The sequence below is a fragment of the Qipengyuania vulgaris genome (assembly GCF_009827325.1).
Taxonomy (GTDB): Bacteria; Pseudomonadota; Alphaproteobacteria; order Sphingomonadales; family Sphingomonadaceae; genus Qipengyuania; species Qipengyuania vulgaris.
Genome location: NZ_WTYC01000002.1, coordinates 244,649 through 258,777 on the forward strand (window position 1 = coordinate 244,649; position 14,129 = coordinate 258,777).

General features: G+C 61.1%; 16 protein-coding genes. 11 read left to right on the plus strand and 5 right to left on the minus strand.

Translation table 11 applies throughout. The annotated features are described in order from the left end of the window. Positions 1-40: 40 nt before the first annotated feature. The 4 genes from GRI69_RS05590 to coxB form a co-directional block, all read right to left on the minus strand. Positions 41-961 (minus strand): heme o synthase, encoded by a 921-nt coding sequence (locus GRI69_RS05590; RefSeq protein ID WP_160727279.1) that lies wholly within the window; start codon positions 959-961, stop codon positions 41-43. Between the two features lie 31 nt (positions 962-992). Beyond that, complete coding sequence (locus tag GRI69_RS05595) at positions 993-1,952, minus strand: alpha/beta fold hydrolase (RefSeq protein ID WP_237452961.1); 960 nt, start codon at positions 1,950-1,952, stop codon at positions 993-995. 81 nt (positions 1,953-2,033) lie between these two features. Further along, complete coding sequence (gene ctaD, locus GRI69_RS05600; RefSeq protein ID WP_160727280.1) at positions 2,034-3,749, minus strand: cytochrome c oxidase subunit I; 1,716 nt, start codon at positions 3,747-3,749, stop codon at positions 2,034-2,036. A 39-nt stretch (positions 3,750-3,788) separates the two neighbouring features. Next, entirely contained in the window at positions 3,789-4,844 is a 1,056-nt protein-coding gene (coxB, locus tag GRI69_RS05605) for a cytochrome c oxidase subunit II (RefSeq protein WP_160727281.1), read from the minus strand. Between the two features lie 213 nt (positions 4,845-5,057). Here coxB and pyrE point away from each other — a divergent pair, with 213 nt between their 5' ends. The 11 genes from pyrE (at position 5,058) to GRI69_RS05655 (ending at position 11,889) form a co-directional block, all read left to right on the plus strand. Next, entirely contained in the window at positions 5,058-5,639 is a 582-nt protein-coding gene (gene pyrE / locus GRI69_RS05610) for an orotate phosphoribosyltransferase (RefSeq protein WP_160727282.1), read from the plus strand. Then, the gene (locus tag GRI69_RS05615) at positions 5,636-6,376 is read left to right on the plus strand and encodes a pyridoxine 5'-phosphate synthase (protein WP_160727283.1); all 741 of its coding nucleotides are present in this window, start codon (positions 5,636-5,638) and stop codon (positions 6,374-6,376) included. Before pyrE ends, GRI69_RS05615 begins: the two co-directional genes overlap by 4 nt. Further along, a complete protein-coding gene (locus GRI69_RS05620; RefSeq protein WP_160727284.1) occupies positions 6,373-6,642 on the plus strand; it encodes a pyridoxal phosphate biosynthetic protein in 270 nt (89 codons plus the stop codon). The genes GRI69_RS05615 and GRI69_RS05620 overlap by 4 nt, the downstream gene beginning before the upstream one ends. Then, entirely contained in the window at positions 6,639-7,046 is a 408-nt protein-coding gene (gene acpS, locus GRI69_RS05625; protein WP_160727285.1) for a holo-ACP synthase, read from the plus strand. The genes GRI69_RS05620 and acpS overlap by 4 nt, the downstream gene beginning before the upstream one ends. After that, positions 7,036-7,914 (plus strand): signal peptidase I, encoded by an 879-nt coding sequence (gene lepB / locus GRI69_RS05630; RefSeq protein WP_160727286.1) that lies wholly within the window; start codon positions 7,036-7,038, stop codon positions 7,912-7,914. The genes acpS and lepB overlap by 11 nt, the downstream gene beginning before the upstream one ends. Continuing rightward, positions 7,911-9,050: an AI-2E family transporter gene (locus GRI69_RS05635; protein ID WP_160727287.1), complete on the plus strand. Its 1,140-nt coding sequence runs from the start codon at positions 7,911-7,913 to the stop codon at positions 9,048-9,050. The genes lepB and GRI69_RS05635 overlap by 4 nt, the downstream gene beginning before the upstream one ends. A gap of 1 nt (position 9,051) precedes the next feature. Next, entirely contained in the window at positions 9,052-10,290 is a 1,239-nt protein-coding gene (locus GRI69_RS05640) for a DUF3089 domain-containing protein (protein WP_160727288.1), read from the plus strand. Beyond that, the gene (gene ruvX / locus GRI69_RS05645; RefSeq protein ID WP_160727289.1) at positions 10,269-10,757 is read left to right on the plus strand and encodes a Holliday junction resolvase RuvX; all 489 of its coding nucleotides are present in this window, start codon (positions 10,269-10,271) and stop codon (positions 10,755-10,757) included. Before GRI69_RS05640 ends, ruvX begins: the two co-directional genes overlap by 22 nt. 17 nt (positions 10,758-10,774) lie before the next feature. Further along, positions 10,775-10,909, plus strand: coding sequence for a hypothetical protein (locus GRI69_RS16245; RefSeq protein ID WP_272916460.1), 135 nt, complete (start codon positions 10,775-10,777; stop codon positions 10,907-10,909). Between the two features lie 115 nt (positions 10,910-11,024). Next, positions 11,025-11,483 (plus strand): PaaI family thioesterase, encoded by a 459-nt coding sequence (locus tag GRI69_RS05650; RefSeq protein ID WP_160727290.1) that lies wholly within the window; start codon positions 11,025-11,027, stop codon positions 11,481-11,483. Beyond that, the gene (locus GRI69_RS05655; protein ID WP_160727291.1) at positions 11,476-11,889 is read left to right on the plus strand and encodes a hotdog domain-containing protein; all 414 of its coding nucleotides are present in this window, start codon (positions 11,476-11,478) and stop codon (positions 11,887-11,889) included. The genes GRI69_RS05650 and GRI69_RS05655 overlap by 8 nt, the downstream gene beginning before the upstream one ends. Here GRI69_RS05655 and GRI69_RS05660 read toward each other — a convergent pair. Further along, positions 11,886-14,093, minus strand: coding sequence for a transglycosylase domain-containing protein (locus GRI69_RS05660; protein WP_160727292.1), 2,208 nt, complete (start codon positions 14,091-14,093; stop codon positions 11,886-11,888). The two genes, GRI69_RS05655 and GRI69_RS05660, sit on opposite strands and share 4 nt — an antisense overlap. Positions 14,094-14,129 lie beyond the last annotated feature (36 nt).

Below are 14,129 nucleotides of genomic sequence, written 5' to 3' on the forward strand. Positions count from 1 at the left end.
CTCTTCTGGCGCCGGCGATATTCCTTTTCCTCTTCGGGGGTCATCCGAATACTCCAAATTGGGCTGCGACACGGTCGATCACCAGCGCGGCGAACAAGGCGAATAGGTAGAAGATACTGAAAGCGAACAGGCGCTTCTCCAGACTCATCTTGTCGCATTCTTCCGCGGTTCGGAATGCGACCGGCAAGCTCATCAGCAGGAAGACCAGCGACAAAAGGATCGCGGTCACACCGTAAAATGCACCAGTCCCGCCGATCAGCCAGGGTGCTGCAGCTATGGGCACGAGGACGATGCAATAGGCCAATATCTGGCGGCGAGTCGACTTCTCGCCCTTCACCACCGGCATCATGGGGATGCCGACCTTGGCGTAATCGCTCTGCACGAACAGCGCGAGCGCCCAGAAATGCGGCGGCGTCCAGAAAAAGATGATGGCAAACAACAGGACCGGCATCAGCGTGATGTCGCCCGTTACGGCAATCCAGCCGATCATCGGGGGAAACGCCCCTGCCCCGCCGCCGATCACGATATTCTGCGGCGTGCGTGGCTTCAGCCAGATCGTGTAGACGATCGCGTAATAGACAATGCTGAACGCGAGGATACCGGAAGCCAGCCAGTTGACCCCCAGCCCCATGATTATGACCGAAGCGGCAGAAATAAGGACGCCAAAGTCGCGTGCATCGGTGCGATGCATCCGGCCTGCGGGCAGCGGACGCTTCGATGTGCGTTTCATTCCCGCGTCGAGATCCGCTTCCCACCACTGATTGAGTGCCGCCGCTCCGCCCGCGCCCAAGGCGATGCACAGGATGGCGGTGAAACCGATGATGGGATGGATGCTCCCCGGCGCAGCGAGCAGGCCGCACAGACCAGTGAAGATAACGAGGCTCATCACACGCGGCTTGGTCAGCGCGAAAAAGTCGCGCCAGTCCGCAGGGAGCTGGGTTGTTGAGACGACGTCGGTCATGGGATTCGCTTGTGGCAGCGCCTATAGTCGGTCACACCCGCTTAATCCAGTCAATCAGCAAGCGATTGACCGCTTCAGGCCGTTCCTGTTGCGTCCAGTGGCCCACTCCATCCAGAATATGCCCTTCAACCTGAGGAGCGAACATCTTCATCAGCGCTACGGGATCAGTCACGGCGCCGAAAAGATAGGTCGCGGGATCGCGCGTTCCACCGATGAATAGTGCGGGCTGCTCGATCCGCTTGTCTTTCCAGCCCTGTAGCCATTCGTAATCGCGTTCATGGTTGCGATACCGGTTGAGCGGACCGCGGAAACCAGACTGGCTAAATTCTGCTTCGTAGAAGTCGAGATCTTCCTCCGTTAGCCATGGCACAGGCTTCGGGTCGGGCAGCCCTTCGAGGAATGTCGCACCAAGCGGCTTCGTCCAGTACTCGCCTGACGGCACGTCCCCGCTGATCGAATACATCATCCGCGCGACCCAATCGCGCGGATTCTGCTCCGCTTCGGCTTCCGCAACCCCCGGCTCCTGGAAATACTCCTGGTAGAAGAACTTGCCCTTGCTGGTGAAATGTTCGTGGAAGACTTCGGTGAACGGGCGCTGCGGAACGCCTGCGAAGGGGACGGATAGGCCCGCGACGGCCTTGAAGTGCTCCGGACGGGTCAGTGCCGTGTTCCAGACGATCGGCGCACCCCAATCATGGCCCACGAGAATGGCTGGCTGCTCAGGTTGCAGGGCCATCTTGAGGCCCACGAGATCGCCGACGATCCGCTCCATCGCATATGCTTCGACCGGATCCGGTTTGTCAGAATCACCATATCCGCGAACGCCGATTGCGCAGGCGGTGAAACCTGCTTCAGCGAGCGGGGCGAGCTGGTGACGCCAGCTATACCAGCTTTCCGGGAAGCCGTGGACGAGAATGACGAGCGGCCCCGCCCCTTCAATCGCACAGCGAAGGTTCAGTTCTCCGACGTCGACGTTCCGCATTTGAGCCATGATGTTCCTCGATCCGCACAAAAGAAAACGGCCGGCCCTTCATGGGGCCGGCCGCTCTCACTTGTCCAGTGGCGGTAATACTCAGGCCTTGGAAGGCTCCGGATCGCCGATGTGGTCGTGATAATCGTGATGCTCTTCGATCACCGGCAGTTCGCTGAACTGATGGAACGGCGGCGGGCTCGACAGGCTCCATTCGAGCGTGGTCGCACCTTCACCCCAATAGTTGGCTTCCGCCTTCTTCCCGGCCACGAACGCGTAGATGATGTTGATAAAGAAGAACACCATCGAGAACGCCATGATCATATAACCGATGGTGCTGACCTCGTTCCAGTATTGATACGCGTCGGCATAATCGGGATACCGGCGCGGCATACCCTGCCAGCCAAGGAAGTGCTGCGGGAAGAAGATCACGTTCACGCCGACGAAGAAAAACCAAAAGTGAAGATGGCTTAGCAGTTCGGAGTGCATCTTGCCGCTCATCTTCGGGAACCAGTAATAGAAACCCGCGAACAGCGAGAACACTGCACCCATCGACAGTACGTAGTGGAAGTGCGCCACTACGAAATAGGTGTCGTGCACCACGTCGTCCACGCCGCCATTCGCGAGATAGACACCGGTCACGCCGCCTACGGTGAACAGGAAGATGAAGCCCAGTGCCCAGACCATGGGCGACTTGAACTCAATCGAGCCGCCCCACATGGTGGCAATCCAGCTGAAGATCTTCACGCCGGTCGGGACCGCAATGACCATTGTCGCAGCCGTGAAATACATCTTCGTATTCACGTCGAGGCCCACGGTGTACATGTGGTGCGCCCAGACGATAAAGCCGACCACGCCGATTGCGACCATGGCATAGGCCATGCCGAGATAGCCGAACACCGGCTTGCGGCTGAAGGTCGCCACGATCTGGCTGACCATGCCGAAGCCCGGCAGGATCATGATGTAGACTTCCGGGTGGCCGAAGAACCAGAAAAGGTGCTGGTACAGGACCGGATCGCCGCCACCTGCCGGATCGAAGAAGGTCGTGCCGAAGTTGCGGTCGGTCAACAACATGGTGATCGCTGCAGCCAACACCGGCAGGGCGAGCAGCAGCAGGAAGGCGGTGACCAGCACGGACCACACGAACAGCGGCATCTTGTGCAGGGTCATTCCCGGCGCACGCATGTTGAAGATGGTGGTGATGAAGTTCGTCGCGCCCAGGATCGAACCGGCACCGGCAAGGTGGAGCGAGAAGATCGCGAAATCGACCGCCGGACCCTGGCTACCGCTGGTCGAAAGCGGCGCATACACCGTCCAGCCCGTACCCGCACCCGGCCCCGTACCGCCGGGCACGAAGAGCGAGAAGATCAGCGAGAAGAAGCCGGCTACGGTGAGCCAGAACGAGATGTTGTTCATGCGCGGGAAGGCCATGTCCGGCGCACCGATCATGAGCGGTACAAACCAATTACCGAAGCCGCCGATCATCGCAGGCATGACCATGAAGAAGACCATGATCAGGCCGTGGGCGGTGATGAACACGTTCCACATGTGCAGCGAGGTGTCGAAATCGGCATTGCCGCCCATGAATTCGGCCCAGAACTGCAGGTACTGGATGCCCGGCTCTGCAAGCTCTGCACGCATGATGCCCGAGATCGCACCACCGACGACGCCGGCGATGATCGCGAAGATCAGGTAAAGCGTACCGATGTCCTTGTGGTTCGTGGACATGAACCAGCGTGCGAAGAAGCCGGGTTTGTGATCGGCATGATCGTGCGCGTGGTCGGTATGGGCCTGGAAAGTGTCGGCGGTGGTAGCCATGATGCTAGTCTCTCGCGTAGGAATTCGTCGTCGGTCTTATCAGGTGGTCGCGTCTTCGACCGGCGGTGCGCCTGCTCCCGGAGCAGACGGTTCGGCACTTTCCGGCTCCTGCAGCGGGACGGCGGCAGGGTCGGCTTCGACACCTTCCTCTTCCGCGCCTGCAACGGTGCCGCCCTGCGCTAGGACCCAATCATTATACTGGTCCATCGGCAATGCTTCGACGGCGATCGGCATATAGCCGTGGCGCGCGCCGCAAAGTTCGGAGCACTGGCCGTAATAGACACCCGGCTCGTCAACCTGGAAAATCCGTTCGTTCAGGCGACCCGGCACGGCATCCATCTTGAACCAGAGGCTAGGCACGGCGAAGGAGTGGATCACGTCGGCCGCAGTCACCTGCAGGCGGATCGGAACGCCGACCGGAACGACCATGCGGTTGTCGACGGCAAGCTGGTGCGGCTCGCCACGCGCATTGGCTTCGTCCTTGTCGAGCATGTTCGATATAATCTCGAAATCGCCGTTGTCGGGATAGGCATATCCCCAGTACCACTGATAGCCGATTGCCTTGATCGTAATCGCATCCTTGGGCGGCGTTTCATACTGCTTGGCGATCAGGGTGATCGACGGGATAGCGATGGCAAGCAGGATGAGCGCGGGCACAACAGTCCACACGACTTCGATCAGCGTATTGTGACTCGTCTTGGAGGGAACCGGGTTCGCCTTCCGGCGAAAACGGAACATGGTGTAGAGCATCAGGGCGAGTACGAAGGCGCATATCACCACCATGACCCAAATCAGGCCGATGTGCAGTCCATAGGCAAATTCGCCGTCTTCGGAATATTGGGGCTGGATATCCCAACCCGCATCCACCGGCATACCCTTGCCCTCGGTCGGCGCCATCGGAGTGTAAGCGCCGCTGCCCTCGGAAACCGCGTCGGGATCCGCGACATCTGCTGCTTCCGCCGGGTCGACAGATTCGAGTTGTTCCGCCGCCGCCGCGTCCGAAGCATCCTGCGCCAAAGCGATGGGCGCGCCGAAAATCAGCGAGAATGCCATCGCGAGGCTGGCAACGATCCGGTGAAATCCGAGAGTTTTCATTACTTTGGCACTCTTCCGTGTCGTGTCGTATTTCGGGTATGCGATGCCTGCGGAGCCTGCGTGCGCGCGGGAATCCGCCCCTCATGCGAGGCCCGATTGCGTTGGGCCCTATAGGCAGGGTTTCCGCCAGCCTCAAGCGGATGGTCGATAAAAATGTGCAAGTCCCATTGCCTCTTGCGCAAACGCGCGCAAGTCGCTTTGGCATTCAGCACCATGACAGAAGACGAAATCCTCTCTGAATTCCGCGCGAGTGAGGCCTTGCTCGAGGGCCATTTCCTGCTCTCCAGCGGGCGCCACAGCGGCCATTATCTTCAATGTGCACGGGTACTTATGAATCCCGACCGGGCAGGACGGCTTGCCTTTGCGCTTGCGCAAAAGATCCCCCGCGACATCCGCAGCCAGATCGACGTGGTGGTCAGCCCTGCCATGGGCGGTATCATCATCGGGCAGGAAATGGGCCGCGCATTGGGGAAGGATGCAATGTTCCTCGAACGGCCCGGGGGCGCCTTCCACCTGCGACGCGGTTTTCGGCTGGAGAAGGGTGCGAAGGTTCTGATGACAGAGGACGTCGTGACTACCGGCCTCTCCAGCCGCGAGGCCATTGCGGCCGTAGGGCGCGAGGGCGGCGAGGTAATTGCGGAAGTCGCATTGGTCGACCGCAGCAATGGAGAATCGGATCTGGGGGTTCCGTTCTATCCGCTGATCGACATCAATTTCCCGACCTATGCCGACGATAAAGTCCCTGCCGAGCTCACAGCCATCGAGGTCACCAAGCCCGGGAGCCGGGAGGCTTGACTCGTCCCCTGCGCCTCGGCGTCAATATCGACCACGTCGCCACGATCCGCAATGCGCGCGGCGGCGACCATCCAGATCCGGTGCGCGCAGCGGAAATCGTGGCAAGCGTAGGCGGCGACGGGATTACAGCACATCTGCGGGAGGACCGGCGGCATATCCGCGATGCGGACCTCAGGCGTATCCAGGAAGCGACCGACCTTCCCCTCAACCTTGAGATGGCGGCGACCGAGGAAATGCTGGAGATCGCGCTGCGGCATAGTCCGCACGCCGCCTGTATCGTCCCAGAGAAGCGGGAGGAGCGCACCACCGAAGGCGGTCTCGACGCCGCGGGCCTCCACAACACGCTCGCGCCGATCGTATGGAAGCTCAAGGATAACGGCATTCGCGTTTCGCTTTTCATCGAAGCTGAAGAACGCCAGCTGGAGGCGGCACTAAAACTTGGCGTGCCGGTGGTAGAGTTCCATACCGGCGAATATGCTCACGCCCACGTGGCCGGAGATGGCGAGAAGACTGCGCGCGAACTGAAGCGAATTGCCGACCTGTCCGCCCTGGCCGCGAAGAACGGGATTGAACCGCACGCAGGGCACGGCCTCACTTACGAAAACGTCCAACCCATTGCCGCAATCCCGCAATTGGCAGAACTCAACATCGGGCATTATCTGGTCGGCGAAGCGGTGTTCGTCGGACTGGAACAGGCAGTGCGCCACATGCGCGAGCTGATGGACGAAGCACGGTGAACGAGGCGCTTACCCGCAGCGTCAAGTTCTGGGCGCTTGGCGCGGCGATCCCATTCCTTGCAAGCATAGCGCTGTTGGGCATTGCGATTTCGCGGCAAACCCTGCTTGCTTTTTCCGTTGGCTGGCCGATCATACAGGTTCTGGGCTATTCCGGGGCGCTCAAGCGCGCGAAGGGTCAGATCGATCACGCCTTGGTCAAGACGCAGGTCGTCCTGCATTGGATGATGCTAGCGATGCTGATGGCGATTTTCGCGAGGGTCCTATGATCATCGGAATGGGCAACGATCTCACCAACATGGACCGGATTGCCAACTCGCTCGAAAGGTGGGGCGAGAAATTCGAGGCGCGGTGCTTCACCGATATCGAGCGTGCGAAGGCGGAGAGACGTCCTTTCACCCGCGTCGGCACTTTCGCCAAGCGCTGGGCGGCGAAGGAGGCCTTCGCCAAGGCGGTGGGTACAGGCTTCGCACGCGGCGTGTTCCATAAGGACATCGGCGTGGTGAACGCGCCCTCGGGCAAGCCGACGCTTGCGCTTACCGGCGGGGCGGCGGAAAGGCTTGCCGAAATGCTGCCACCCGGCCATGAGGCGCGCATTCATCTCACCCTCACCGACGACCATCCATGGGCACAGGCCTTCGTGATTATCGAGGCCTCCCCGCATGAGTGCTGACACCGCCGACGTGACCGACACTACCAAAAAGAAGAAGCAGGACGAAAAGAAGGTCGACTGGATCGCGGAAATCCGGGGTCTGGCGCTGATGCTGCTGGCCGTTTTCGCCTTCCACAGCTTCATCGCCAAGCCCTTCTACATCCCATCTGAATCGATGCTGCCCAACCTGCTGGTGGGTGACCGATTAGTGGTGAGCAAGTATCCTTATGGATGGAACTGGTCCTCTGTCAGTTTCCACCTCGCTCCACGCGGTGATTGGCGCGTGGCCGCCTCGACCCCAGAATATGGCGACATCGTGATCCCCGTCCATCCCGAACGCGACGAGGATTACATCAAGCGCGTGGTCGGCCGACCGGGTGACCGCCTGGCGGTACGTAACGGCCAGATCATCCTCAACGGTGAGCCGGTACCTCAGGAAGCAGAGCCGCCGCTGGATCTGCCGATTGATGCGAATTCGGATTGCATGGGTTTCTACGAACCCTCCTTCCTAGCCACCGATGAGGCGGGAAACCGGGTCTGCCGCGTACCAGTCTATCGCGAGACACTACCCAATGGCGCGAATTACCTGATCATCGACCACATGAACGGCGGACTGGATAATTTTGTGGAGATGACGATCCCCGAAGGCCATGTCTTCGTGATGGGAGACAACCGTGATCATTCTTCCGACAGCCGCGAACTCAACTCGTCGCGCGGGTTGCTCGGTCCCGTGCCCCTGGAAAACATCGGCGGGCGGGCGGAGTTTATCAGCTTCTCGCTCGACGGTTCGACCACGCTTAATCCCGTAAGCTGGTTTACGAGCTTGCGTGAAGGCCGTGCGTGGACCACCTTGCGGCCGGCAGTCGATGCAGGGGCAAGCGCCGAATGAAAGATACGACGTCGGATGGGGATCGCGCGAGCAAGAACGATCTTGCCTATCATGACGATCCCGGGGCCAGCCCCACTTATATCGGCAACCCCAAGCTTCGCTTCGAAGCCGGCCGTGCACTGGTCTGGGGCCTCGTCATCGGACTGCTCTGGCTAACCGTACATATCTCGCAATCCCTGCTGGTTATCTTCGGTGCGATGGTCTTTGCCTGCATGATCGACGGCGGTGCCCGTCTGATCGCCAAGGTCGCGCCGATCGGGCGCGGTTGGCGGGTGGCCATCGTGCTGCTTTTCGTCACGGCATTCTTCGTGTGGCTCGGCTATTTTGCCGGTTCACAGATTTCTCAGCAGGCCGCCCAATTCCCTTCGATCATCAACGAGCAGCTGGCCCGGGCGTTCGCCTACCTGCAGGAACAGGGCTTCGCGATAGGAGCGAACGACATCGAACGGCTCGCCGGCAATATGGCCAGCGGAGTGGGCACGGTAACCAAAGCGATCGGGGGCATATTCGGCGGCGTTACCACGCTGGCGCTCATCGTGATCATCGGCATCTATTTCGCCATCGATCCGCGCATTTACGAGCGGGGCGTGGCCTGGATGGTACCCGCCAAACAGCGCAGCGCGTTCTATGACACACTGAGCCACCAAGCCTACACACTGCGTCGCCTCATGGCGGGCCGGCTCGTCGGCATGGCCTTCGAAGGGTTCTTCACCTGGATCATGCTGGCGTTCGGAGGCATGCTGATCGGCATCGATCCGGTACCGATGGCTGCGCTATTGGGACTGCTGACCGGGCTTCTCGCCTTTATTCCCAATATCGGCGCGATCATTTCGGGCGTACTTATGGTTCTGGTGGGCTTTTCTGGTGGCGTCGACATGGGCCTTTACACGGTTTTCGTGTACTTTCTCGTCCAGAACTTCGACGGTTACGTCCTCGTCCCGATGATCGCCAAAAAGACCGTCGATCTCGCTCCCGGGCTGGTGCTTTCGGCGCAGCTCATTTTCGGCGTATTGTTCGGCATTCTCGGACTAGCCCTTGCCGATCCGTTGCTGGCGATGATCAAGGTCGCGCTCGAACGGCGCAGCTCGCGCCGCAAGGGCGATATCGAACCCGCCCAAGCACCGGAGCCCGCCTGACATGGCCCGTAAGTTTCTTTTCATCGTCGCTCTGATCATCGTGCTGGTAATCGGCGGGGCCATCGCACTGTCTATCTGGTCACGTGAAGCGACGGAAATCGCGTTCGTCCCGCGCGGCGAGTTCGTGGAGCAGGAGGCGCTCGCCGCCAACGCCTATGAAGATCCCGAGATGTGGTATTCGCGTCCAGGCCTCGGAACCAACGATCCTTCGCGATACCAGCCCGCCATCGCCGAGCCGGCAGCTGATCCGGCCAGTAAAGCTCCGTCGCCCGAACGACCTGCGGCCGAGCAAAGCCTCGATGCCCCCGGGAAACTTGATACCGGCAGTTCAAGCACTGGTGAAGCGGCGGAGGCCGCAGAAGTACCCAGCTTTGCAGTGTTCTTCGTGCCCCCGACAAGTTTTCTCAAAGCCGGCGGTACCGAGTGGAACGCCACGCTCGACGACGCTACCACCAATAGTCGTGCCCGCACCTTTCTCCGCGGACTGGCGAGCCCCTTCAATCGCGCGGATGAACTATGGGCACCCAAATATCGCCAGGCGGCGGCGGGGGCATTCCTAACCGACCAGCCTGAAGCACAGATGGCTATCGACGCGGCCTTTGCCGACGTTGCCCAAGCCTTCGACTACTTCCTCGATAGCGTGAATGAAGATAAGCCCATCGTTCTGGCAGGACACAGTCAGGGATCCGTCCACATCCTGCGGCTCCTCATGGAAAAGGCCGAGGCGCGGGGCATCACCGACCGGATAGTAGCCGTCTACGCCATCGGTTGGCCCATCTCGGTCGAACATGACTTGCCCGTCCTTCCTCTTCCTGCCTGCGCATCCCCGGATCAGCAGGGGTGCATACTTGCCTATTCCGCATTCTCAGATGATGGAAACGCCGACTTTTTCGAGCGACGCTATGAAGCGACACCGGGTCTGGATGGCGAGCCGCGAGGGGATGGACCGATTCTCTGCGTCAACCCGCTGACCGGGAGCACGGGCGGAGAGGCTCCGGCCTCGGCCAATCTCGGCACTCTGAAGCCGAGCGAGGATCTGAGTTCGGGCGAACTCGTGGCCGGTGCCATTCCAGCACGATGTGACGAGCGCGGGCTCCTGCTGATCGGCGATCCGCCCGAGCTGGGGCCCGGCGTTCTTCCGGGCGGAAACTATCACGTCTACGATATCCCGCTCTTTTGGAAAAACCTTCAGGAAGACGTCCTCCGGCGCGTGAATGCATGGGCGAACCGGGAAGCGTGATCACCGACAGCGCGCTGGAATATGGCGACGCTCTTCCAGAGGGTGGCGCACTGCTTGGACTCGATCTCGGCACCAAGACCATTGGCGTCGCCACTTGCGATGCAGGTTGGCGCTACGCCACCGCTGGCAAGACAATTCCTCGCAGCAAGTTCACGAAGGATTGCGGCAAGCTGCGCGAGATCGTTACCGAACGCTCCATCAAGGGTATCGTCATCGGTTTGCCGCGCAATATGGACGGCAGCGAGGGTCCCCGCGCGCAAGCCAGCCGTGCCTATGCAAGAAACTTATCCCAAACGGTTGAACTTCCGATACTTTTATGGGACGAACGCTGGTCCACTTCGAGCGCCGAAGGCGCCATGATCGGCCAGGACATGAGCCGGGCGAAGCGGGCGGAGAAGATCGACAGCCATGCCGCTGCGATCATCCTGCAAGGCGCAATAGACACGCTGGCAGGGGGAGGAATTTGATGGGAGAGGGTCGCGCAATGATTAATTTCGACGAGAGGCTGGATGCCTTGTCCGGCCGCAGGCGCAACGGACTGGTCAATGCGATCGGCCGGCTGGTTGGAATTGGCCTTGTCGGATTGCTCCTTATCCTGACTATCGCGATCCTGCTCTAGCGCGAATCTGCGGGTCTAAGCCGGGTACCTTGTCCACCAGCCCCAACAGGTCCCAATCCAGGCGAATTAAAAGATTGGCTTCGACGGGAGCGCACGGCTATCCGCGCAATCGCATATGAGCCAGCAAGCTGCCTTCGATCCTAAAACGGCCACTCCGTTTCTCACCAGCAGGGGGCATCCCGGGTGGCTCGGCATGCGGTATTCCGACCATGGCGACGATTGGGTCGAACTCGAACTGCCATGGCGGGAAGATCTGCTGGGCGAGGAAGGTCAACACGTGCTTGCGTCCGGCCCCATCCTCAGTCTTATGGACATGGCGAGCGGCCTTGCCATCTGGAAAGCGATGGACCGGTTCGAGGCCATCGCCACTCTGGACCTTCGCGTCGATTATGTTCGCCCGGCCCGCGACGGTGCGGCGGTATTCGGTCGTTCGCAATGCTACCGGATCACCCGGAGTGCGGCCTTCGTCAGGGGGCTCGCGCATGATAGCGATGCGGATGATCCGGTTGCACACATACAGGCGGTCTTCATGAAGATCGGCGGCGATCCGAAGCGGGAGCTCCCGGGTGGCTGACAACCCCGATATCGAGGCGCTGACGCCCTATGCGCGTTCTCTCGGGATCCAGCTTGCCGACTGGGAAGATGGCGTGCCGATCATGTGCGTGGAGTTCGTCGAGGCGGTCGAGGGACGTCCCGAACATTTCCACGGCGGAGCCACGGGCGGATTGCTGGAAACGGCGGGCTATGCCGCCTTGCGCGCCGAACTGGCGCGCATCGAACGCGATGCCGTTCTCAAGCCGATCAACATCACCGTCCAGTATCTCGCGGCGGGCAAATCGCAGACCTGCTTTGCAAAGGGCCGGATAACCAAGCTCGGGCGCCGCAGTGCCAATCTGACCGTAGAAGCGTGGCAGGATGACCGTTCGCGCCCGATAGCTACAGCAGTCATGAACGTCTTGATGGCCCAGCCTGAAGGCTAGTTGCTCTCGATGCGCCCTCCGCTCTCGAGCTGGTCGCGGATCTCCTCGTAGCGCTCTTCTTCTTCCCGGCGTCTTTCCTCGGCCCTTCGGCGCGCGGCTTCGATCGTCTCTTCATCGACACCGATGCCCCGATCGTCGAGCCTGATGTCGATCGGGATACCATCGACTTCGGTACTGAAGACGGCCTCGCCATCGCGGATGCGGATGCGCGAATTGCCATCGCCCAGGGGAATGTCTTCGAGGTTCGGCACATCGAGCGGCTCGACCGGGCCCTCCGGATCGGGACTGGTGGTCGAGGCCGGACCTGAGGGAGCGGCAGACGCGCCAAGAGCCTGGCTTATGAAATCGCGCCAAATGCGGGCGGGCAGGCCGCCGCCCGATACGCCCTGCAGGGGCGAGTTGTCGTCATTGCCGATCCAGATGCCGACCACCAGATCGCCCGCATAGCCAACGAACACTGCATCGCGATTGTCCTGCGTGGTGCCGGTCTTCCCGAAAGCCGGCATCGAAACACGTGCCGCGCTTCCCGTGCCGCTATCGATCGCGGCGCGCAGCAGGCGATCCATGTTCGCGCTGGTCGAGCCGGAAAAGCTCGACGGTCCATCGACCATGTTTTCGAACCACCCGCGATCCGGCGCAGGAAACGCGCGCGGTTCGACCGGATAGGCATTCGCCGCCACTGCGGCATAGGCGGAAGTGAGTTCCAGCAGGCTCATGGTCGAAGTTCCCAGTGCCATACTGGGATCGCCCTGCGCGAGCGGAGACGTCACGCCGAGGTCGCGCGCGGTCTCGATCACCTTCTCGCTGCCCACTTCGCCAAACAGGCGCACGGCGGCCACATTGCTCGACTGGGCGAAGGCCTGTTCGAGCGTCAGGCTTTCTGAGTAGCGCCCACCGGAATTCTCGGGCCGGTAGCCTCCCTGTTCGATCTTGGTGTTGGCGATTCGGTCGTCCGGGCTCCATCCATCGCGCATCGCCGCAAGATAGACGAACAGCTTGAATGTGGACCCGGGCTGGCGCTTCGCCTGAGTCGCCCTGTTGAAAGGCGATTTCTCGTAATCCTTGCCGCCGATCATGGCGACGACCTCGCCATTGGGGCGCATTGCCACAAGTGCCACCTGCGCTTCACCTAGCGGCGCATTCGACGTTACGCGGCGGGCGATATTCTGCAGCCGCGCGTCGAGCGTGGTGGTCAGCGTCTGGCGCGAATACCCCGTTTCGGACATTTGCCGCGCTTCGGGCAGAGCCCAGTCGGCAAAATAGGTCCCCGTCGGAAGATCGCTCTTGAGCCTTACGTCGAGCGCGGGCGAACGCATGTTGCGCGCTTCCGCCTCGGTGATGAATCCCGCCGCGACCATCGACTGCACGACCAGTTCCATACGCTTCTCCGCCCGCTCGTAATGCCGGGTGGGTGCGTAAGCGCTCGGAGCCTGCAACAGCCCGGCGAGCATGGCCGCCTGGTTCGGCAAGAGGTTTTCCGGCTTGCGGTAGAAATAGTGAAGGCTCGCCGCGCGCAGACCATAGACGTTGTCGCCGAAATAGGCGTTCGACAGATAGCGTTCGAGGATTTCGTCCTTCGTCAGCCAGGCTTCCAGCCAGAAGGCGATCAGCGCCTCGCGCGCCTTGCGCGTCAGCGTGCGTTCGGGCGTCAGGAAGGTGAACTTGGCGAGTTGCTGGGTAATGGTGGAGCCGCCACCCGTCCCGGTGAAGGCCGCGCGGGCGATGCCGCGCGGGTCGACGCCCCAATGATCGTAGAACCGCCGGTCCTCGATTGCGAGGAACGCCTCGACCACATGCGGCGGCAGCGTATCGATATCGACCGGCTCGTCCACCACGGCCCCGTTGCGCGCAATCGGCGTACCGTCGGACGCGAGCAAGGTGATCTGCGGCGGCGCAATGGGTTCGAGCGACTTGTTCAGCGGCGCGGTAATCGCCAGCCAGGCTACCAGCGCGATGAAGAGCGCGAGCAGCACCGCGACGATGCGCGCGACCCACCAGCGCTTGCGGCGTCCGAACCAATGTTCCCGCTGCCACCATTTCTGCCGCTTGCGCTCTTCGGCGAGCACGGCATGGTCGACTGCGTCGAGCCGATCATCCCACGCATCGTCGTCGTCCCAGTCGTCGCTGAGCGAGTAATAGCCGCGATGGCCGGACATTTCCGGTTCGCGCTTCCTGCGTCGGAACATGGAGTCGATTACGCCCATCGGTTTACTGTGCTACACGCATAACACAGCCATGCA